The organism is Streptomyces chattanoogensis, from assembly GCF_001294335.1.
Taxonomy (GTDB): Bacteria; Actinomycetota; Actinomycetes; order Streptomycetales; family Streptomycetaceae; genus Streptomyces; species Streptomyces chattanoogensis.
In genome coordinates, this window is record NZ_LGKG01000101.1 from 158682 (window position 1) to 179676 (window position 20995).

The window sequence follows — 20995 nt, forward strand, 5'->3', positions numbered from 1 at the left end:
CGCACAGAACCCCACGCCTCGGCGCGGTCGTGGAGCCGCCGGCGGCAAGCGGGTGCTCCCCCCGTCAGGCGTTGAAGCGGAGGCGAGAGGCTTCGATGTGGCCGAGGTGCCGGTGGGTCCAGTCGCACAGTCCGTCGAGCGTCACCGTCAGGGCCTGGCCCGCTTCGGTGAGGGTGTACTCGACCCGCGGCGGTACGACGGGGTGCACCGTCCGCTCGATCAGACCGTTGCGCTCCAGCCTGCGCAGGTTCTGGGTGAGCCCAGTAACCACAAGAGAGCGGCTCTCATGGCAATGGAGGCAGGCAGCACAGCCATCACTCTCGTAAACCCCAGCGGATTGCCGGAAATCGACGTCTATCGGCAGGTGTCGATCGCGACCGGGTCGAAGCTGGTCTTCATCGCCGGGCAGGTCTCCTGGGATGTCGACGGGATCATGGTCGGCGAAGGCGACCTCACCGCCCAGGTCGAGCAGTGCTACCTCAACATCGGCACCGCCCTGGCCGCGGAGCTGGGCGTCGTCCCGGTACCGCCGGCCACGCTGCTGGGGTTCGCGGCACTGGACGTCCGCGAGCACCTGGTCGAGATCGAAGCCACCACCGTCATCGACTGACTGAACGAACGCTCTTCGCGCTGGAACTGACGGATGCCGTTCCGTGTGCGTTCGCGAATGTCCGCGCCCCGCGGCGGGTCGGCGCTGTCGACGCCGCCGACATTGCGAGGGCTGCCCCCCAGGGGCGGAACGGACGGCCCTGACCTTTGAAGACGCGGGAGAACAGCTCGTAGAACTCAAGGCGCAGCGCCTGCACCCCGGCCACCAGCGCCAGTCGGCCCGCCGCCCAGCGCACGGCCTCCGGCAGAGCGGCCGCGGTACGCACGGCGGCGGAGATCCGCATGCCGGTGGCCACCGCGGCCGGTGACTCGGCGCCCGGATCACCCCAGAGGGAAGCGGCTGGCGCGGCGCAACTCGGCCGGCGATCCGGTCCGGGCAAGCCGGGGCCAGGCGGTCGCCAGCGTGCCGAGCCGGTAGGACCGGGCCGGCCGGGGGAGCGGTGTGCCCGACACCGTACGAAGGTGCTCCTCCACGTTGGCGATCTCGAACCCGGCGGCCAGCAGCCGGACGGCGTTCGCCCCGCTGCGGGGCTGCCAGCCCGCCAGCACCCGCAGATGCCACAACAGGGTTGCTCCGACCGCGCGTTGAGCGTCGGCCAGCGACGTCGCGGGACCGAGGTCGCGCCGGTAAGCCGTGGTTCCCAGGTACCGCAGGGCGCCGGACGGGTAGCCGTCTAGGTGACCGATCACCTCAAGGGGACGTCCTGACAGGGGTCTGCGCCCCCACCCGCGGTGGTCGCTCCGGAAACAGCCGCGCCTGCAGTCGCATGACGACATGCCCAAGACCGGACACCCCGCACACGATCACCAGGTCCGTGAGCGGCAGCGGCTCCGTACCCAGCAGCGCTTGCAACGGCGGCAGATACACGCCCGCCGCCTGGAGGCTCAGCGCCGCTCCCACGGCGGCCAGCAGGAACGGATTGGTCAGACTGCCGGGGCGGGCACGTGACCCGAGGGCCACGCCCAGCTGGGTCGCGCCGAGGATCAGAAAGATCATGGACTGCCAGGGACGGCCGGTCTCCCGTGCCCAGACCCCGGTCACCAGGGTGACGGCGGCGACGAATGCCCCCATGGCCAGGATGCGCGGCCACAGGCCGGCCCCCAGCACGCTCTGCTCGGGCGGCCGCGGCGGGTGATGCATCACGCCGGGCTCGACGGGTTCCGCGCCGAGGGCCACACCGGGCAGACCGTGGGTGAGCAGGTTGATCCACAGGATCTGGGCGGGGAGCAGCGGCAACGGCATCCCCAGGAAGGGGCCGAGGAGCATGACCAGGATCTCCGCGGTGCCTCCGGTGAGGGCGTACAGCAGGAACCTGCGTACGTTGGCGTAAACGCGGCGCCCTTCTTCGACGGCGGCCACGACGGTGGACAGATCGTCGTCGGCGAGCACGAGCTCGGCGGCCTGACGTGCCACTTCGGTACCGCGCCGGCCCATGGCGACACCGATATCGGCCCTGCGCAGGGCCGGTCCGTCGTTCACGCCGTCGCCGGTCATCGCCACCACATGCCCGGCCCCGCGCCACGCCTGGACGATGTCGAGTTTCTGCTCGGGCGTGGTCCGGGCGAAGACGCGCACCTTCATCAATGCGCCCGCCGAGCCCTGTCGTAGCTGCTCACCGGTGGCCACCTCATCGCCCGCCACCGCGATACCCAGGCGCTCGGCCACGGCACGGGCGGTGAGCGGATGGTCGCCCGTGATGAGTACCGGGGCGATACCGGCCTGCCGGCAGGAGGCGACGGTGGCGGCCGACGCGCGCCGGGGCGGGTCCAGGATGCCGATCAGCCCAAGCAGTCGGAGTCCCGACTCCCAGGTACCCGGGCGCTCCCGCCGCTTCTTGGGGTCGCCGGCGGCAACGGCGAGCACCCGGTAGCCGCGGCGCGCCATGTCCTCGGCTCGGGCGGCCGCCCGAGTGCGCACATCCGGACCATCGGTCAGGACCTCCGGCCGGAGCACCGCTTCCGGCGCGCCCTTGCATACGACATGCACTCCACCGTCCGGCCATTGGTGCACCGTCGTCATGCTCTTACGGCCGCTGTCGAACGGCATCTCCTCCACCCGGGGCAGTTCGCGGTCCAGTGCCGCCCGGTCCAGCCCGAACCTGGCGCCGGCCGTGAGCAGAGCGGCCTCCGTGGGATCGCCCAGGGCCCGCCACTCCGTGCCGCCCTCCGTCGGGGCCTCCAGCGCCGCGTCATTGCACAGCATCGCCGCACGCAGCAGCGCGGCCAGGTCGGGCGCGTCAGGCGCGCTGACCGTCCGGCCGCCGCGCAGAACGTGGCCGTCCGGTGCGTAACCAGCGCCGGTGACCGTAGCCTCGCCGAGCGGTGTCCACAGCTCCTCGACGGCCATCCGGCCCTCCGTCAGGGTGCCGGTCTTGTCCGTGGCGAGCACGGTGACGGACCCCAGGGTCTCCACGGCGGGCAGCCGACGGACGATGGCCTGCCGCTCCGCCATCCTCCGCGCCCCGAGGGCAAGGGCAAGCGTCACGACAGCGGGCAGCGACTCCGGCACGGCCGCGACGGCGAGACTGATCGCCGCAACGATCATCAGCTCCACCGGCTGCCCGCGCACCAGCCCGAGGGCGAGGACCAGTGCGCACAGCGCCACGGTGACGGCGGCCAGCACCCTGCCGAACCCCACCAGCCGCCGCTGCAGCGGGGTCGGGCCGGGCGCGGTACCCAGGAGCGACGCGATCCGGCCGAGCGCGCTCCGAGCCCCGGTGGCGCTGATCACGACACGGCCGCGGCCCCGCACCACGACCGTGCCCGCCGACACCGTCCCGCGCGACCGGTCTTCGCCGGGAGCCTTCTCCACCGGAACGGATTCCCCGGTCAGCGAGGACTCGTCGAGCAGTAGCAACGCCGCATCCAGCACGTCACCGTCCGCCGGGACGATGTCGCCCTCGGCCAGCAGAACCACGTCACCGGGGATCACCTCGGCCGCCGCCACGGATCGCTCCTCGCCGTCCCGTACCACTCTGGCGGAAGGCGCGCTCGTCGCCGCCAGAGCCGCCACGGCCCGCTCCGCGCGCACTTCCTGCACGACGCCGACCACGGTGTTCACCGTGATCACGAGCAGGATGACCGCGGTGTCGGCCAGGTCGTAGGTGGCGATGGTCAATGCGGCGGCTACGAGAAGCACCAGGATCAGCGGGTCCCGCAGCTGCTGCAGCACGCGCCGCCATACAGGGGTGCGCGGTTCCGCAGGAAGAGCGTTGGGCCCGTATGCGGTCAGCCGACGCGCGGCTTCTTCCTCTGAGAGGCCCGCCGAGGTGGCGGGTGCGCTCCTGGAGTCATCGACGCCCACTCCGGCCTCCACTGGCCACACCGCTGGCACGTGTTCCTTCCGACGCTACGCGAGGTCGGTCCGCCGAGCAGGGTTGGCCAGCCTCCTGCCGGCCTGGCTGTGGCCCGAGCGTGGGAGCTGCGCCGGATTACCTTGAACGCTACCGTCAGGTGCCCGACACCTCTGGGACCGCCCCGTCCAGCGTTCTGCCGACCCTGCTGCACAGGCACCACCACCGCGAAGCGGGAGTCGACCTTCCACCGCACGCTGCCCGAAATCGACTGCTGCTCGATCAGGGGAGTGAGCGGTGCTGTCGTCGGCATGTGGATTGCTTGCGTGAAGCGCGCCGATCGAGCGGAGGTGATGTCGGGGACCGTGGTCACTGCTCTTCGTCTTCTTCGCGGAAGCCGTGCACCGTTGACGCTTGGTGCTCCGTGTCGGCAGAGGTTTCGGCGTCAGGCTGACGGGTCCGCAGGTCCGGTTCTGCGGTGCTCAGCAGCGGTGTGTGCCAGCGCCGGAGCCGGGAGGAGTTGGTGACCACGGAGAGCGAGGAGAGGGCCATGGCGGCCGCGGCGATGATGGGGCTGAGGCGGATGCCCCACAGCGGGTAGAGGGCGCCGGCGGCGATGGGGATGCCGACGGCGTTGTAGATGAGGGCGAAGAACAGGTTCTGGCGGATGTTGCGCATGGTGGCGCGGGAGAGCTGGACGGCGGTGACGACGCCGCCCAGGGAGCCGGAGATGAGGGTGATGTCGGCGGCTTCGATGGCCACGTCGGTGCCGGTGCCGATGGCCAGGCCGACGTCGGCAGCGGCCAGGGCCGGGGCGTCGTTGATGCCGTCGCCGACCATGCCCACGGTGTGGCCCTCCCGTTGCAGGCGGCGGATTTCATCCGCCTTGTGCTGGGGCAGGACCTCGGCCAGTACGTCGTCGACGCTGACGTGACGGGCGATGACCTGGGCGGTGCGGGCGTTGTCGCCGGTGATGATGACGACGTTCAGGCCGAGCCGGCGCAGTGCGGCGATGGCGGCGGCGGAGTCGTCCTTGACGGTGTCGGCGACAGCGAGGACTCCGGCCGGTTGGCCGTTGACGGCGGCGAGTACCGGGGTCTTGCCCTGGGCCGAGAAGCCGGCGGCGATGGGGGCGAGTTCGGTGGTGTCGAGTCCGGCATCGGCCAGGAGACGCGTGGTGCCGACGTGGACTGTCCGGCCTGCAATGGTGGCTTGTATCCCCTTGCCGGTGACGGAGGTGAAGCCGCTCGCCGGGGGCGGGTTGAGGCCGCGGTCGTGGGCACCGGTGACGATCGCCGTGGCGAGGGGATGCTCGCTCAGTGCCTCGGCGGCTGCCACCATCGCCAGCACGTCGTCCTCGTTGAACCCGTCGGTTGCGCGTACGTCGGTGAGGACGGGTTCGCCTTTGGTGACGGTGCCGGTCTTGTCGAGGACGATGGTGTCGAGTTTGTGGGCGGTCTCCAGGGCTTCGGCGGAGCGGATGAGGATGCCGGCTTGGGCGCCCTTGCCGGTGCCGACCATGACCGACAGCGGGGTGGCCAGGCCGAGTGCGCAGGGGCAGGCGATGATCAGCACGGCCACCGCGGAGACGAGTGCGAGGGTGAGGGCCGGTGCCGGGCCGAGGGTGAACCAGAGGGCGAAGGTGCCGACAGCAATGGTGATCACCACAGGCACGAAGTACGTGGAGACCGCGTCGGCAAGTCGCTGGATCGGGGCCTTGGACGCCTGTGCCTGTTGAACGAGGCGGATGATCTGGGCGAGCATGGTGTCGGTGCCGACCTTGCTGGCGCGCACCGTCAGGGAGCCGGTGCCGTTGACCGTGGCGCCGATCACGGTGTCCCCGGTGCGTTTGGTGACCGGTATCGGCTCTCCGGTGACCATGGATTCGTCCACCGGGGAGGCGCCCGAGAGGACTTGGGCGTCGACCGGCACTTTCTCGCCGGGGCGGATCAGCAGCTCGTCACCCACGACGACCTCGTCGACCGGGATCTCGGTCGGTGTGCCGTTGCGGATCACCCGGGCGGTGCGGGCCTGCAGGCCCAGCAGGGCACGGATGGCTTCGCCGGTGCCGGCCTTGGCGCGGGCCTCTAGCAGCCGGCCGAGCAGGATCAGGGTGAGGATGACCCCGACGGCTTCGAAGTACACCGCGCGTACCTCGCTCGGCAGCAGGTCGGGGGCGAGGGTGACGAGCAGGCTGTAGCCGTAGGCGGCCGTGGTGCCGAGGGTGATGAGGCTGTTCATGTCGGCGCCGCGGTGGCGCAGGGTCAGCCAGCCGGTGGAGTGGATCGGCCGGCCGGTGTAGAACATCACCGGGGTGATCAGGGCCAGTTGCAGCCAGTGGTTCAGCAGCCATCCCGGTACCCAGTCGGCGCCGAACAGTTCATGTGCCATCACCCCGAAGAGGACAGGAAGGGTGAGGACCGCGCCCACGGTGACGCGGTGGCCCAAGTCCGCTATCTCTGCGCGGCGTTCGGCTGTCTCGGCTGCTTCCTCCTCGGCTGCATCGCCTCCCTGTGTGGGCGCTGCGGCCGCCTTCGTAGTGGAGGCCGACGTGCCGGAGCCGACGGCTTGTCCGACGGCATAAGCCGCCTGCCCGGTGCCGGCTCCGTCGTCGGGCTCCACCAACAGCGTGCCGTGGATCATGTTCATTCCGCAGGCAAAGCCGAAGGTCCCGGCCCGGTCGGGGCTGACGCGCACGGTGGTCCGTGCGAACGCGGGCAGCCCCGCGCTGACCCGCAGGTTCGGGAAGACGACGCGGGAGGTGCACTCCCCGCTCTCCTGCCGGTCGAAGACCAGCTCGACGGGCACACCCTGCCGTACGCGGATCACGTCCGGGCGGTAACCGCCCCGGACGGTCACCTCGACACGCTGCACTCCGCCTTCCATCCGGGCGCTACCGGCCCGGCGCGGGCCGAAGAAGAACCAGCCCAGACCGGCGATCACCACGGCTGCGGCGGCGATCACGATGACATCGGTGACATCCATGGCGGACGTCCTCTCGTGTCCTCTCCATGGGGATACCCCCAGCGTGTGCCTCGCGTCTGTATGCCGCTACCCCTGTGGGGCCGGGCTGAATGGCCCGAGGCAAGGGGTCCTCCGGCCCTGCCCTTCCAGTTGAGGACGGGGGAGCGTGGCAGTGATGCGAGCCATCGTCCTCGTCGGCGCACTGGCTCTCGGCATGCCCGTCGGCAACCTGATCTCGTTCCTCGCTGCGGGCGAGCCGCACTGTCCTTGCGCTCCTCGGCGCCGGGGCGATCCCTGGGGTGTACGGCACTGCCGACGCCTGCTGCGACGTACCGGTTGCTCGGCATGCGCACCACGGCCGGAAGATGACCTGAGCAGTCGTGGTGCATTGTGCGGCGTACATGCGCCTCGCGACCTGGCTGCCACGGATAGATCTACCACGGACAGATGAGGTTTCCGCCACGGCCCGGCCGCCCCTGGCTCGTCGTCGCGTCCACGGGCGGACACTGGAATGAGGATGAGAACTCGCCGGTGAAGGCGGTGAGGGCAGTGATGTACTGGGACGGTGGTGGCTGGGCCTGGATGGCCTTCATGCCCCTGGTGTGGATCGTGCTGATCGGCCTGGTGGTCTGGGCGGTCATCCGCCTGGTGCACGGGTCCTCCGGCACAGGCACAGGCGCACGCGAGGGTGAGCGGCGGGAATCGCCACGGGAGATCTTGGACCGCCGTTTCGCCTCGGGCGAGATCGATGCGGACACCTACTCGGAGGCCAAGAAGCGGCTCGCCCAGCATGAGCCGGGGGCACAGTGAGCGTGCTGCATGGCCGTCGGCTGCCGCTGGTGGTGCTGGTCGTATCGCTGGCCGCTTTGATCGCCTCGGTGGTGTGGGCCGCAGGTGGTCTCGTCGGCCGGTCCGGTCCCGCGACGATGATGGGCACGGCCATCAGCAGCGGCGAGCGCGTGCGCGGCATGGCGGACACGAGGAGTGGGGACCGGCCATGACGCGGAACACCGCCTACGGCATGATGCCCGGCCGTACGCCGACCGGTCCCTCAGCGATCGGGCCCGGCCAGGCAGTGCGGATCGCGGACGGCTGGCTGCACCAGCACAGGACCGGCCTGCACGCGGCCGACCCCGACAGGTTCCCCGGCTACTACACCCTGCACATCCTGCGCGGCGACCGGATCGTCGGCATGCTCTCCGTCCGCGCCGCGGACGGCGCGGTCTGGTATCACACCTGGCACGGCCGCTTCCTCCAGATGGAAGAGCGCCCTGGCACCGGCACGCGTTAGCGGACACGGTGGAGGGACGGCTGGCGGGAGACCTGCATCGTCAACGCGGATCCCGCGGCAGGCGGATGGCCTCGTCGGCGAAGCCGGTCCGGAGGCCGGGGCGCTCGCTCTCGGCTGATACCGGCCCCTGACCTGCGCTTGTCGCCGGACTGCCGCAGCTAACTGATCTGCAGATCGATGCGCTTGCGACTGGTGGCGCTACGCCATCGTGGTGATCAATGTGCGGACGCGCTGCTCGATCTCGTCGCGGATCGGGCGGACCGCATCGACACCTTGCCCGGCGGGGTCGTCGAGCTTCCAGTCGAGGTAGCGCTTGCCGGGGAAGACGGGGCAGGCGTCGCCGCAGCCCATGGTGATGACCACGTCGGATGCCTGCACCGCTTCGGTGGTCAGGACCTTCGGCGTTTCGGCGGAGATGTCGATACCGGCCTCGGCCATCGCTTCGACCACGGCCGGGTTGACGGTGTCGGCGGGGGCGGAGCCGGCCGAGCGGACCTCGATGCGGTCGCCGGCGAGGTGGGTCAGGAAGGCAGCGGCCATCTGCGAGCGGCCGGCGTTGTGCACGCAGACGAACAACACGGACGGGCGCGGGACGGAAGCGCTCACGGCGGGTGACTTCCTTGGTCAGTGGGCGGAGGGGGCGGCGAGTGCGGACTCGCCGTGGGGGACGACGGCTTCGGTCTCGGCGGGAGCCGATCGGCCGAAGAGCACCACGAGCAGGCCCAGGCCGACTGCGGCACCGGCGAGTTGGGCGGCGATGAACGGCGCGACCGATCCGGGTGCGATTCCGGCGAAGGTGTCGGTGAAGGCGCGCCCGATGGTCACTGCTGGGTTCGCGAACGAGGTGGAGGAGGTGAACCAGTACGCGGCCCCGATGAAGGACGCCACCGCGACCGGCGCGTGGTGCATGCGGCCGGTCCGGTTCAGCCCGAAGATCAGCAGAACGAGCCCGGCGGTCGCGACGACTTCGCCGAGCCACAGGTGAGCGGCGAAGCGGTCGTGGCTGGACCATTTCACCAGCGGCTGGGCGAACATGGCATCGGCCAGGACCGCGCCACCGACTGCGCCGACGATCTGCACAGGTATGTACGCGGTCAGCTCGCGCAGGGTCAGACCACCGCCGGTGCGGCGGCCGGTGAGGTAGGCCGCGAGGGAGACGACGGGATTGAAGTGGGCGCCGGAGACCGGTCCGAGCAGGGTGATCAGCACGCCCAGGCCGAAGACGGTGGCGAGCGAGTTGGCCAGCAGCTGCACCCCGACGTCCCGGGACAGCCCGGTGGCCTGAATGCCGGAGCCAACCACCACGGCGACCAGGGCGGCCGTACCCACCGCCTCGGCGGCGACGCGCCGGCCCAACGAGGCGGTCACGCGCCCACTCCGGCGGGCTCTGCACTTCGCAGGAACGCAGCCAGCCGGTTCAGGGCCGCGGGCAGCGCCCAGTAGTAAACCCAGGTTCCACGACGTTCGCAGTCGATGAGCCCAGCCTGCCGCAGCAGCTTGAGGTGGTGGGAGATCGTCGGCTGGGACAGCTCGAAGGCGGGCGTCAGCTCGCAGACGCACACCTCGCCGCCGTCGCGCGAGGCGATCATCGACAGCAGGCGCAGCCGCACTGGATCGCCCAGGGCCTTGAACGCTTTCGCCAGATCGGCGGCCTGCTCCTCGCCCAGCGGCGCTGAGGCCACGCCCTGGCAGCAAGCCTCGCCCTCGCTGTCCGTCCCACGTCCTTGTTTCGACATTTCTCTATCTTGACGTTCTTCGATGCAAGGCGCAAGGTTGCATCAACGAATGTCAATACAGCAAGCCGGGGTCGGCGAGGCGTTGTCAGACGAGGAGTGAGTGCGTCATGAGCGAGCAGTCCCCAGACCTGCGCGAGACCGTCCGCCAGCGGTACGCCGCGGCGGCCGTCAAAGTCACCCAGGGCGGCACCGCCTGTTGCGGTCCACAGCTCGTCGAGGTCGATGAGAACTTCGGCTCCACTCTGTACGCGGCCGACGAGCGCGACGGACTGCCCGCCGAGGCTGTCGCCGCCTCCCTCGGCTGCGGCAACCCCACCGCCGTCGCCGAGCTGCGCGAAGGCGAACACGTCCTGGACCTCGGCTCCGGTGGCGGCATCGACGTCCTGCTCTGCGCCCGCCGTGTCGGCCCGGCCGGCAAGGTGTACGGGCTGGACATGACCGAGGAGATGCTCGCCCTCGCCCTGGCCAACGCCGACAAGGCGGGTGCGACGAACGTGGAATTCCTCAAGGGCACCATCGAGGCGATCCCGCTGCCCGCGTACACCATTGACGTGGTGATCTCCAACTGCGTCATCAACCTGTCCACGGACAAGTCGGCCGTGTTCGCCGAGACCTTCCGGGTGCTGAAGCTCGGCGGCCGGATCGGCATCTCCGACGTCGTCGCCGACGACGACCTCACCCTCGAACAGAGGGCCGAGCGCGGCGACTACGCAGGCTGCATCGCAGGGGCCCTGTCCTTCACCGAATACCGCAGTGGCCTGGAATTCGCCGGGTTCATCGACGTCGAGATTGCCGCGATGCTCCCCCAAGCTCTCGGCTCCGCTCGAGCAGGGGGGACCCCCATGGTCGCGGACGGCATGCACGCTGCGATCGTCCGCGCGGCCAAGCCGGCCACCAGTGAGACTGCCGCGGCGCGCACAGTGTCCTCTGTTGACGCCTGCTGCGGCGTCAACACCTGCTGTGCGCCGGTCGAGCAGACGTAGTACCCGTCGGCCACGGCCGCCGAGGTGAGAGCCGCAGCAGGCTGCGGCTGCCAGGTCGGGCTGTGGTGGTGATCCCCGCGTCCTACGCCTCCTCGTAGAGCGCCGAGTGCAGCTGCGTGATGAGGTGACACTGACTGTCGCTGAGGCCGCACAGTAGGGGTTCGCCCTCGCTCCCCAGGTGATAACCGCAGATGGCCACACCGCCGAACCAGTAATGGTCCGGTCCACCCAAGGCACCGATCAGCCGACTCGCGAGGTGATCGGCGGGTACCTGTCCTTGGCCGGCATGGCCGTGTCGGCGATGAGCCCACGCATCCCCGCACTGGAACCGGACGCGCGGTGAATGACGAAGCCGAACGCATCACCGCCGTACGGATCCACCTCGCGTCGCAACACCTTCAGGGCTGCTTCCCGAATGACCAAACCGGTTTCTGGCCTCACCAGCGCATATCGAGGGCCCATCGCTGATCCCATCTCCCGGTCGGTTCCGGTCGACACAAGCGTCACCAGGCACCACGGCAGCCTGGTGCCTGCTTCCAGCTCAACCCTGAACGGACATCAGCGCCACTCGGACGGGCAGCGCTGCACCGCAACCCGGCCCGGTCGGTGCTACACCTGCCTGTGTGGAACCGGAATGGGACGGATCTGCCCTTTTTTTGAGGAAGTTGGCTCTGCAGTCTTACGTGTGTGCATGCGAGGCCATCACGGGCAGCATCGGCTTCCGGTGCTGTACCTGCCGCCGGTGGTGAGCGGGCGGTGTCCGAACGGTCGTACACCACAGTGGAGAGGCGTGCCGGCCGTCTCGTTCGCCCAGGCTGGTTGACCTGGCGCGGTGCCGCGCTGCTGCTGGCGGCCGCGGTGTGGGTGGCTGTCTGGCGGCGGCACGAGCTGGCGCAGGCATTCGACCTCATCTCCCGGGTGCGCGTCCCTCAGCTGACGGTTGCTGTGGGGCTCGAGGCATTGTCGGTGGCGTGCTTCGCGGCCGTGCCGCGCTGGCTGCTACGGGAGGGCGGGGTGCGGTGGAGTCTGCGGCGGATGGCTGCGCTCGTCGTAGCGGCCAACGCCGTGGCGGGCGCGCTGCCCGGTGGGGCGGCCCTTGCCAGCGCCTGGACGTTCCGGCAGCTGAACCGCCGGCGGGTCGAACCGGCCCTGGCAGCCGCCGTGCTGGTCTCGGCCGGGGCGCTTGCGGCGCTTGGCCTGGGCATCCTGATGGTGGTCGGCATGTTCACCGTGGGTGCAACCGGGGCCGCCGCCGTTCTGCGCCCGGCTGCCGGCCTCCTGGCTCTGGCGCTCCTGTTCGGCCTGGCCCTCTTCAGCCTGTCCCGTTTCGCAGGCTTCCGTGCAGCGCTGCGACGGTGGTGGGACCGGGTGGGGCAGCGGTCTGCGCGTGTGCGCAGGGCCCAGCAGGCACTGGTGCAAGTGGTGGAGCAGATCCGGAGCCTGCGGCCCGGCTTTCGGACGTGGCTGCGACCGGCCATGCTCGCGCTGTTGAACTGGACTCTCGACGCGGCGTGCCTGGCCGCCTGCCTGTGGGCACTGGGCGTCGGCGTGCCCTGGCACGGACTGCTGCTTGCGTACGGGCTCACGCAGATCCCCGGCAGCCTGCGCCTGACGCCCGGCAGCCTGGGTGTGATCGAGGCGAGCCTGTCCGTGCTGCTCGTGCTGTACGGCTTGGCGCCGGGGTCGGCGATCGGTGCGACTCTGCTGTACCGGGCCATCAGCTACTGGGCGCTGCAGCCTATCGGCTGGGCCTGCTGGATCGGCGTGACGTTCCACGCCGATCGGCCCGAGACTTCCGATCGCCCTTCGTCGCCGCACGGATAGGACCTGTCGGCTCCGTCCGGCCGGGGTGCCACTCCGGCGGAACGTCGCGGTCACCGGTGCCCACAAAGGCCAATCGTGCTCGAAAGAGAAATCCCTGTAAAAATTGAACCTGTGTCGCACTGGGCCGTGTGCCGGCCTCCGCTCGGGTCACACACCGCACCGTGCGCGGAGAGGGGAACGGCATGCTGGAGAGAGCTACGGACGCACCCGCCGGCGTCGACGCGGTAAAGGCGATCGGAACCGTGTCGAAGAGCGACTACCAAACGGTGGTCGAGCCACTCATCGAGGATGCTCGGAGGGAAGGCCGCCGCATTCGGATCCTGTGCGAGATCGGCCCCGAGTTCACGTCCTTCACCCCCGCAGCTGCCTGGGAGGACCTCAAGGTCGGCATGGGTGCCCTGAGACTGTTCGAGGGGTGTGCGGTCGTCAGTGACGTGCGCTGGATCCGTGAGTCGACCCGGTTGACGAGCTTCCTGATGGCCTGTCCGGTGCGCGTCTTCGGAAGCCAGGAGCGTGACGAGGCACTCCGCTGGCTGGCGTCGCTTCCCGAGGGCCCCGGCATTTCCCACCAGCTGACCGATTCCGAAGTCCTCGTGGTCGAGGTCGAACAGCCCCTGCGCGCACAGGACTTCGACGCCCTCGCATTGACCGTGGACACCTGGCTCGGGACGCACGACGCATTGACCGGCGTCGTCATCCATGCGCGAGAGTTCCCCGGATGGGAGAACATCGGCGGCTTGATCCGTCATGTGCGGTTCATTCGCGACCACCACCGGAAGGTCAGGAAGATCGCGCTGGCGGCTGACAGCAAGGTCGCCGCCCTGGTGCCCCAGCTTGCGAACCACTTCGTTCGGGCGGAAGTGCGGCGGTTCGCATACGACGAACTCGATGACGCCGTCGCGTGGGCGGCCGGCCCTCCGGTTGGCCAGTCGACTGCAGCCGGGCCCTGACGATAGGTGCGGTCGACGTCACGGACAAGATCTGGGCCGAGGACACGGTCCAGGCAGGCGAAGCCCTCGAACTTGGCGCTGTCTGGAATCTCTCGTTCGGATGGGACGTGTCGCAGCACGGCCAGGACGCCGGGGGGGGCCGAGGTCGTCGGTGATCGCGGCGCGGAACCCGACCTCGATGCCTACGCCGTGCCCGGTGTCCGGCCGTTGTGCTCCGGACACGTGCATGACGGCGGATGCCACACCAGCGGCGGCAGGCGGCGGTGTCGGTGGCATCCTGCAGCCTGCGGGCGTTCTCGACAGTGATGCCGTGGATGCTCAGTGCATGGCTGGCCTTCTCGACGCAGTGCGGCTCCTCGCGGTCAACGCGGGCCAGGGCCATCGTGTGCTCGCCGGTGGGCACGATGCCGTGCGTGGTCAGCAGGGCGCGGACGGCGTGGGGCCGACTGCCGGTGATGGCGGCGGTGACAGCGCTGGCGTGGTCGGTGTGTGTGCCGAGACGGACGTGCGCGTGCAGGGCGGGTGGGTCAAGAGGGTCTTGAGTCCCCCGGGGCCGGCCAGCGGAGAGCCGGCCGGACCCGGGGGTGTCTGTCGGCTGGCTCGGGCTGCTGGCACGGCGGTGGCTCCTGGGCTCGGTAGCTCCCGATACCGGGCACTTTCCGCCGAACTCAGGGGTTTGGTGATGCCGCGGATCCGCTGTACGATCCGCGGCCGCCCGTGTGGATACTGATCACCATGCGCATTGACTTTGATCCCGCCGAGAGGTCCCGCAACGAGTTCTACAAGCTCCTGACCGCGGTGGTCGTGCCGCGGCCCATCGCCTGGATTTCGACGATCAGCCCTGATGGTGCTTCTGTGAACCTCGCCCCTGCGAAGTTCTGAGGAAAGCGGTATCGGGGGTTGGGACGTTAACGCAGGTCAGTACGCCAGAACAATCGGTACTCCCCAACGTGCCCCGCGGCCCAAGCAGGTAGTGCAGGCGTAGGGACGCATGTGGTCGCCAAGCGGGCCGCGGGGGGAGTGCGACCCGTCAATGAGCGGTGGGGTTGGGGTCGGCAGTCCGACGCGACCACTACGCCCACGCGTTCGCGCGGCGAACTCGCCTGGTGGTGGGGTGAGTGGGGCGAGTACTCGCCCCATCGGCCGACGTGTCGTCGGCGACCCCAAGTCCGCTGCGGGCAAGCGCACCCTCTATCTCCCGGCCTTCCTCTACATGGAGGTGAAGCGGCACCTCGAATGGTTCGCCGAAAAGGACGACGACGGGCCGCTGTTCACCGGGGAACGGGGCGCGCCCTGCCCGCCGCATGGGCGGACGACGCGGGCAGAATCCGCCGATCCACACAGGGGGACCGGGGCGCTGCACCGTGGCAGGCAGCAGCGTCACGTCCCGGACCTCGTAGTGTCGTCCGTGGTGGTTCACTGGCGCGCCGGACTAGAAGCGCCTCAACAGCTCCAGACCCTCGTCCAACCGCTCGGCGAGGAGGTGTCGCTCGGCGGTGTCGCCGAAGCTGCGGTATTCGTCCTCGATCGGACCGCCCAGGCCGGCAGCGAAGATCACCCGGCCGCCGCTGAGGTGGTCCAGGGTGGCCACTTGGCGGCCGAGTTGCTGCGGACGGTAACGGGGGACCGGCGTCAGTAGGGTGCCCAGTCGGATCCGGGAGGTTGCCGGCGTGGCCGCGGTCAGCAGCATCCAGGGGTCTCCGAAGGGGCGCCCTTGGTGTTGTCGGTGCAGTACGTGGTCCCAGACGAAGAGCCCGTCCCAGCCGGCCTGTTCGGCCGGCAGCCGCTACGGTCGCGACGTTACGGGGATCGGCGAAGTCGCCGAAGTTGGGGATGTTGATGGAGAAGCGCATCCCAGCAGGATGCGCAGCCGGCCGCGAAGGGGCATTCGGATTCGGATACAGGCCGGTGTCCCGCGCACGCACGGTGCGCGGGACACCAAGTTCTCCTGGCTCAGTTCTCGTTCAGTCCTTGCCAGTGACCGAGGTCTCGGTCACTGTGCACTCCGGGCGGGTAGTTTGCCGCAGTCACCGTCGGCGCACTTGCTCAGCCAGTCGGCGAAGTCGGCGTCGTACTTGGTGCCGATGGTGTCGTGGAGCAGGCTGTAGGCGGCGTCGTACTCGCCTGCGCGGTAGTGGCCGAGCAGGGTGGTCACATCCTCGGGGTGTGACTGGAGCATGTACCGGACACCCAGGTAGCCCCACTGGTAGGTGCGGGTGGTGTCGGTGTTGTTGTAGGTGGTTTCGAAGAGCTGGCTCAGCTTGTAAGTGCCCTTGCCCGCCTCCTCGATCGCTCGGTCGTAGGTGACATCGCGGTACGTGTAGGAGACGTACTCGGCGAAGCCCTCGATCCACATCACGGCCGGGGTGGTCTGCCCAGCTGCGAAGTCGCCGTACATGTCGAAGCGGCCGTCGAGGTAGTGGGTGTACTCGTGGTTGAGGTTCCAGATCTGGAAGGCGCCGTCGTCGGCCGGTTGCTCGTAGGCGATGAAGCGCGGCTGGTTGCCCTCGGCGGCCGGGTCGCCCTCCACGTACATGCCGCCATTGTTGGTGTCGATACCGAAGATGACGCCGGCGTAGGTCTTGTAGTCGGTGCTGGAGTTGAAGGCGACGATCTCGATGTTGGTGTTCTTGTCGTCCTTGACCGGGCCGTTGTCCTTGACGATGTCGTGGAAGACCGGGTTCTGCTTGAGAATGCTGTTGCAGGTGGCCGAGAGTTCGGACTCGGTCAGCTCCTGCGCGAGGATCTTGGCGCTCGGACCGCACTTGTGCTTGATCGTCAGCACGGCGTCGCGTACGCGGTTCTGCAGGTCACAGGTGTCGTAGTCGGCGCAGTTCGCCTTGTCGAACTCATTGGTCATCTCGGCGAGGCCGACCCAGAGCGGGGCGGTGCGCCCAGTGATCTTGCTGCGGCCGAGCAGCTCCTTGACCAACGGCTTGACGGTGTCCTTGAGGTCGGCGTGCTGCAGGAAGCGGCCGAGTTCGCGTCCGGCGTTGCTGGCCAGGTAGGCCTTGTCGGTGCCGAGCAGATCGTCGTGGGCGACGGCGAAGTCACGCAGTCCGGTGAGGACGCTCGGGTCGGCCTTCACGGCTTTCACGAACTCCGGCAGCTGGTGGCCGCGGAACAGCACGGTGTAGGTGTTGTTGACCGCGGCGAGCATCCCGTAGAACTTGTCGTACGACGCGTCGTAGTCCTTCTGCAGACGCTTGACCACGTTGAGGTAACGGGCGTTCTCTGCGGAGCTGTCGATCAGGGTGACCGTTTCGGCCAGGGTGTCCCCGTTGGCCTCGGTGACGTCGAAGGCGTGGGACGAGCCGAAGAAGGCGTCCAGAGCGCCCTCAATGGCGCTCTTCAGCTCCGGGCCGTATTTGCCGACGTTATCCGGCTGGTTGTACTGGATGTAGTAGCCGGCGCGCAGGTACAGGACCACCTGGGCGGTGGAAGTGCTGTTGTCTCCGGGGTAGTTGGCCGCGACGTCCTTTAGCGCGTTCGCCACCGTCACCATCTGTTCCTCGCGGAAGAGGGCCTTGGAGTCCTCACCGGTCACGGTGAACAGCGTGTTGATGCAGGTGGTTTCCGACTGCTTGATCTGCTCGACCAGTTCGGCGCCGGTCTTCGAGGTGAAGTCGCTGACGTTGCAGTCCGCCGCGCCCTTCGCCGCGGAGCGGGCCTTCTTGCGCTCGGCGGCGTTCTGGGCCGCGGCGAGCGGCGGGCGTTGAGCGGCCTTCGTGGCCGATTGCGCGGGGGCGGTGGGGTGTCCGGGTGCGAGATCGGTGGCGAGGACGGTGGCGGAGGCGGGCTGTGGGGCGGGGGCCGACCTCGGTGCGGGCTTGGGTGCCTTGGCGCCGGCGCCGGAGCCGGCCGGTGCCGCCCCGCCGTTCGGGGCGAGCAGGGTGAGCCCCAGGCCGGCGGCGGCCACGGTGGGTATCAGCAGTTGGGCGAGTTTCTTGAAGGTGGGGGGTCTACGCATTGCGATGGCCTCCAGGCCGGTCGGCAGCCGCGCGAGGGGCACGGCAGTGGGGGGTGCGGACCCTGATGGCAACGGGAGTTGAGCACTCTCGGAGCTGCCATGCCGCAAAAGTGTGACCGTACAATGTCACAGTTCACATCTCAGTGAAAGGGAGGCTGCGTTGGATCTCGATGGAGCGGTTGGGGCCGATCGTGCCGAGGATCTGCTCCAGTTGGGGCGAGGCCGTCCCCTATGAGCCCGAGCCTGGGGGAGAGGACCTGGATGTCGACGAAGGAGTTGTGCCCGGAGCCGCGCAGCTTCAGGCCGAGCCGTTCCTCGTACAGATGTCTCCAGAACCGTGCCCAGCGAGGATGACGACCTTGTAGCCGCGGCTGGCCAGGCCTGAACCAGTGCAGTCGCCTGGCCCTGGTTCCCGTGCAGCCCAGGCGAGTTCAGCAGCACTGGCAGCTTTCCGGCCCGGTGGTCAACCAGGGCGCCGGTGTCGTCGGCCGTGGTGGGCAGGCCACCCCGCCCGGTTGTTTGTTGGGGTGAACCGGCTCGGGGTCGGCGGCGCGTCCAACGCCACCGCTTGGTAAGGGGCTTGCGCCATGTCGACGAACGATGCCGCCGCGGTCATGGGCGTATCGGTGCTCCTCGTGGCGGCGGCAGCCGAGCCGACTCCGGCACTCAGGGCGACGGCCAGTCCTCCTGTGGTGGTGCAGGCGACCCGGGCGCCCAACCGGCTCTGGCAACTTCGTGCGTGTTTCCCCATGGGCAGCCCTTCTCCTTGAGGCGAACGCCGCCTGAATGACGATCGGTTGGCGCTCATCGTAATAGGTGATTCGCCGCAGCAAAGCCCAAGTCGCTTGTTTATACGGAGAGTTCTTATTACCGCACAGTTGATGGAGCGTGCCCAGTTGCCGAGCTTGCCGCCTGCCGTCGGCAGCGTCGGCAATCCGTAAAGAAGAAGACAGCCGGCAGGTGACTGTCGGTATCGAGTCGCCTTACTCAACGCGACGTCTCGAACTACGCAAAGGTGTGCAGGTCCCTGCAATCCTCGTGCCATCGGAAGCTCTTGCGGCATATGAGGGACGGCAGTTTTTCCCCAAACCCGCCAGTAGGGTAAAGCGAGTTGACGGAGCGTCATTTGTGCAGCCGATGAAGGTGTTGTAGTAATTCCTCAGCGCATTCCGAGTGCAACAGCCGTGGAGGTTTCGCCGACGTTCACTGCCGTGCGCTCTATGTGCGACAGTGAGCATGCGCAGCGAAACCAAGAGGTGACAGAGCGCGCATGCAAAGCAAAAAGGTGCCGACAGGTAGGTCCAGACCGCATTTGGTGAAACGCGCACCGGCTGGTTCCATGCGGACTTCGCCGGTGACGACTCGGCGTGCTTCGGCGTCAACCTCCTCATGGTCTGGGCAACACATTCCCCCACATCTCGAAAGAGTCCATTTATGCATCTTCCCCGCTTCAAAACGCTGTGGAGAGCATTAACGGTGATCGCGTCGATTGCGATCACCGCCGGGTTCCTGCTCAGCGGTGGCGACGCCAAGGCCGGTTCGGTAACCGGGACCGTGACAGGCGGTCAGGGCGGCTACTCCGGAATCAACGAAAGGGCATCGGCCAGCCTCTCCGCCGATGTCGTGGGTCAGGCCACGGTCGGCAGCAAGGTCTCGATGACCTGCCGCGTCCAGGGTGAGGCCGTGGAGAAGGACCGCCGCTGGATCTGGTCGGAATCTGGCTCCTTCTACATAGCCAACGCGTTCATCGAAGGAGACACCGACAGCCTGCCGGTCTGCTCGTCCGGGAACCCCAAGGACCCCGACCCCAAAGACCCCGACACCGAAGACCCCGCCGGGCGCGTGTCCCTCAAGATAGACATGCAGAAGCAGGATCAGGACCAGTGGTGCTGGGATGCCAGCGGTCTGACCATCGCCAAGTACTGGGGTTTCAACCAGGTCAACCAGCAGGACTTCTGCCGGCTTGCGGCCCAGAACAGCAACCTCAGCTGCGACAACCAGCCCGCCACGCTCGACGACGTGGCCAACGGCCTGGCCAACATCGGCCTGGGCGACACCGGACAGGGTCTCGACCGCAGTGCCTCCTTCTCGGAGGTCGGCAAGGAGATCGACGGCAAACGTCCCTTCCCCGTCCGTATCGGCTGGAATTCCGGCGGTGGCCACATGAACGTCATCTACGGCTATGACCCGTCATCACAAATGATCGCGGTCGGTGACCCCTGGCAGACCACGCAGACCTACACCTGGTGGAACTACGACGACTACGTCAACAACTCAAAGTTCCAGTGGACCCACTCCCGTATCGGGATACACAAGTAAGGCGGACGCCAATGCGCGAAAAGGCAAATTCTTTACAGCGAAGTGCTCCTCGTCTCGCCCTTTCCCTCGGTGCGGCGGCGACCCTGCTCTCCACCGCCTTGTGCGGCCAGGCCCAGGCGGACGATGGTCCGAGCGGTATCTCCGACTACCAGGGCGCACGGCAGGTGCTCCAATCCCGGCAAGTGCACACCGTGGTCTCCCGATTCTTCGGCGCGACGGCGAACGTCGGCGCTGACGGCGGCACGGGTGCGGCGGCGCCGATGGCGCCTGGGGCACACAACGACCAGCAGACGTTCAGCTTGAAAGACCCGGTCGCGCTGTACGAGCTTGCACCCGAATTCGTCACCGGGAGAACGAAGCCGACAGCGGGCAACGTGTCACGCCTGTCGTACTTGGCCGCCCGCGCGAACGATGCCAGCGGGCACAAGGCCACGGTCCTGCTCTCCTCTACGGCCAAGAGCGGTGGCGGCAGCGGCGACAGCTGGCATTTGACGGGCGTGCGCGACGGTGACAGCGATGTTACCTACGGCCAAAAGGCCACGGGCGGCTCAAAAGTCTTCACCGAGCCGCAGATCCATGCCTGGTACCGCCTGAAAAACAACACCGTCGAACCACTCAACCGGGAAGCGACCGCAGGACTGGGCGGCAAGCGGGCGGTGACGCTCGCCGACTACCAGAAGCTGGTACACGGCCGCTACGCGGACAAGCTGCCGGGGTCCGCGTACGACCGCAAAGGACTGGCCGGCGGATTCGGTCCGGCATCCAAGCCGTCCGCATCGTCCGCATCGTCCGAGCCGTCATCTCCGTCCTCGGCTCCCATGCAACTCGGCGCCTCGGGAGTAGTGGCGGCCGCGCTGGTCGGCGGCGCCACCGCCGTACGGCTCCGCAACCGGAGGCGGACACAGGGCTCCGCAACCGGAGTGAGTAGTACGTGAGTTGACAGGCCGCGCTGACCTGGGTGTTCCGTTGCGAAGCCCAGCCAAACCCGACTGAGGAGAATGCCGGCGCCGGATTCCTGCTACGGAGTCCGGCGCCCCCTCACATGAAACACCGCTC

At 68.5% G+C, this 20995-nt stretch carries 17 protein-coding genes and 4 pseudogenes; 11 read left to right on the plus strand and 10 right to left on the minus strand.

All coding sequences use genetic code 11. From position 1 onward, the window contains the following. Positions 1 to 64 precede the first annotated feature (64 nt). A pseudogene (locus ADL29_RS12510) lies at positions 65 to 259 on the minus strand (winged helix-turn-helix transcriptional regulator); the annotation flags it as partial. A 33-nt stretch (positions 260 to 292) separates the two neighbouring features. On the opposite strand from ADL29_RS12510, the gene ADL29_RS12515 reads away from it, so the two are divergent. Continuing rightward, positions 293 to 610: a RidA family protein gene (locus ADL29_RS12515; protein WP_053923740.1), complete on the plus strand. Its 318-nt coding sequence runs from the start codon at positions 293 to 295 to the stop codon at positions 608 to 610. A gap of 320 nt (positions 611 to 930) precedes the next feature. Here the strand turns inward: ADL29_RS12515 and ADL29_RS12520 are convergent, their stop codons facing one another. The 3 genes from ADL29_RS12520 to ADL29_RS12530 form a co-directional block, all read right to left on the minus strand. After that, on the minus strand, positions 931 to 1299 hold the full coding sequence (locus tag ADL29_RS12520; RefSeq protein WP_053923741.1) for a hypothetical protein: 369 nt from the start codon (positions 1297 to 1299) through the stop codon (positions 931 to 933). Between the two features lies 1 nt (position 1300). Then, entirely contained in the window at positions 1301 to 3943 is a 2643-nt protein-coding gene (locus tag ADL29_RS12525; RefSeq protein WP_425424232.1) for a cation-translocating P-type ATPase, read from the minus strand. Between the two features lie 328 nt (positions 3944 to 4271). Continuing rightward, positions 4272 to 6887 (minus strand): heavy metal translocating P-type ATPase, encoded by a 2616-nt coding sequence (locus tag ADL29_RS12530; protein ID WP_053923743.1) that lies wholly within the window; start codon positions 6885 to 6887, stop codon positions 4272 to 4274. Positions 6888 to 7313: 426 nt separating this feature from the next. On the opposite strand from ADL29_RS12530, the gene ADL29_RS12535 reads away from it, so the two are divergent. From ADL29_RS12535 to ADL29_RS44520, 3 genes are read left to right on the plus strand one after another with little or no spacing between them, the layout of a single operon-like run. Further along, a complete protein-coding gene (locus ADL29_RS12535) occupies positions 7314 to 7676 on the plus strand; it encodes an SHOCT domain-containing protein (protein WP_211274302.1) in 363 nt (120 codons plus the stop codon). Further along, positions 7673 to 7867, plus strand: a complete 195-nt coding sequence (locus ADL29_RS44515) for a hypothetical protein (RefSeq protein ID WP_053923745.1) — start codon at positions 7673 to 7675, stop codon at positions 7865 to 7867. The genes ADL29_RS12535 and ADL29_RS44515 overlap by 4 nt, the downstream gene beginning before the upstream one ends. Next, on the plus strand, positions 7864 to 8157 hold the full coding sequence (locus ADL29_RS44520) for a hypothetical protein (RefSeq protein ID WP_053923746.1): 294 nt from the start codon (positions 7864 to 7866) through the stop codon (positions 8155 to 8157). Before ADL29_RS44515 ends, ADL29_RS44520 begins: the two co-directional genes overlap by 4 nt. Positions 8158 to 8355: 198 nt before the next feature. On the opposite strand, the gene ADL29_RS12550 is transcribed toward ADL29_RS44520, so the two are convergent. The 3 genes from ADL29_RS12550 to ADL29_RS12560 are packed head-to-tail and all read right to left on the minus strand — an operon-like array spanning position 8356 to position 9893. Continuing rightward, positions 8356 to 8763 (minus strand): arsenate reductase ArsC, encoded by a 408-nt coding sequence (locus tag ADL29_RS12550; protein WP_053923747.1) that lies wholly within the window; start codon positions 8761 to 8763, stop codon positions 8356 to 8358. An 18-nt stretch (positions 8764 to 8781) separates the two neighbouring features. Next, positions 8782 to 9525: an aquaporin gene (locus ADL29_RS12555; protein WP_053923748.1), complete on the minus strand. Its 744-nt coding sequence runs from the start codon at positions 9523 to 9525 to the stop codon at positions 8782 to 8784. Continuing rightward, the gene (locus ADL29_RS12560; RefSeq protein WP_053923749.1) at positions 9522 to 9893 is read right to left on the minus strand and encodes an ArsR/SmtB family transcription factor; all 372 of its coding nucleotides are present in this window, start codon (positions 9891 to 9893) and stop codon (positions 9522 to 9524) included. Before ADL29_RS12560 ends, ADL29_RS12555 begins: the two co-directional genes overlap by 4 nt. Before the next feature lie 107 nt (positions 9894 to 10000). Here ADL29_RS12560 and arsM point away from each other — a divergent pair, with 107 nt between their 5' ends. After that, positions 10001 to 10876 carry an arsenite methyltransferase gene (gene arsM, locus ADL29_RS12565; protein WP_053923750.1) on the plus strand — a complete coding sequence of 292 codons (876 nt, stop codon included), beginning with the start codon at positions 10001 to 10003 and terminating at the stop codon, positions 10874 to 10876. Positions 10877 to 11116: 240 nt separating this feature from the next. Here the strand turns inward: arsM and ADL29_RS43440 are convergent, their stop codons facing one another. Then, a complete protein-coding gene (locus tag ADL29_RS43440) occupies positions 11117 to 11383 on the minus strand; it encodes a hypothetical protein (protein ID WP_157878473.1) in 267 nt (88 codons plus the stop codon). A 312-nt stretch (positions 11384 to 11695) separates the two neighbouring features. On the opposite strand from ADL29_RS43440, the gene ADL29_RS12570 reads away from it, so the two are divergent. From ADL29_RS12570 to ADL29_RS45150, 4 genes and pseudogenes are all read left to right on the plus strand, one after another. Then, on the plus strand, positions 11696 to 12700 hold the full coding sequence (locus tag ADL29_RS12570; RefSeq protein ID WP_078970932.1) for a lysylphosphatidylglycerol synthase transmembrane domain-containing protein: 1005 nt from the start codon (positions 11696 to 11698) through the stop codon (positions 12698 to 12700). A gap of 182 nt (positions 12701 to 12882) precedes the next feature. After that, positions 12883 to 13650, plus strand: a complete 768-nt coding sequence (locus tag ADL29_RS12575; RefSeq protein ID WP_053923751.1) for a SpoIIAA family protein — start codon at positions 12883 to 12885, stop codon at positions 13648 to 13650. 735 nt (positions 13651 to 14385) lie between these two features. Further along, positions 14386 to 14529 (plus strand): annotated as a pseudogene (locus ADL29_RS40890) (flavin reductase family protein); the annotation flags it as partial. Positions 14530 to 14791: 262 nt separating this feature from the next. Then, positions 14792 to 14944: pseudogene (locus ADL29_RS45150) on the plus strand (tyrosine-type recombinase/integrase); the annotation flags it as partial. On the opposite strand, the pseudogene ADL29_RS12580 reads toward ADL29_RS45150, so the two are convergent. Then, positions 14939 to 15503: pseudogene (locus ADL29_RS12580) on the minus strand (LLM class flavin-dependent oxidoreductase); the annotation flags it as partial. The pseudogenes ADL29_RS45150 and ADL29_RS12580 overlap by 6 nt on opposite strands. A 140-nt stretch (positions 15504 to 15643) precedes the next feature. Continuing rightward, positions 15644 to 17620, minus strand: coding sequence for a collagenase (locus ADL29_RS12585; protein WP_053923752.1), 1977 nt, complete (start codon positions 17618 to 17620; stop codon positions 15644 to 15646). 1476 nt (positions 17621 to 19096) lie between these two features. On the opposite strand from ADL29_RS12585, the gene ADL29_RS12595 reads away from it, so the two are divergent. Next, the gene (locus ADL29_RS12595; protein WP_053923754.1) at positions 19097 to 19939 is read left to right on the plus strand and encodes a papain-like cysteine protease family protein; all 843 of its coding nucleotides are present in this window, start codon (positions 19097 to 19099) and stop codon (positions 19937 to 19939) included. Positions 19940 to 19950: 11 nt separating this feature from the next. Next, complete coding sequence (locus ADL29_RS12600; RefSeq protein ID WP_063788454.1) at positions 19951 to 20874, plus strand: hypothetical protein; 924 nt, start codon at positions 19951 to 19953, stop codon at positions 20872 to 20874. The last annotated feature ends 121 nt before the right edge of the window (positions 20875 to 20995 follow it).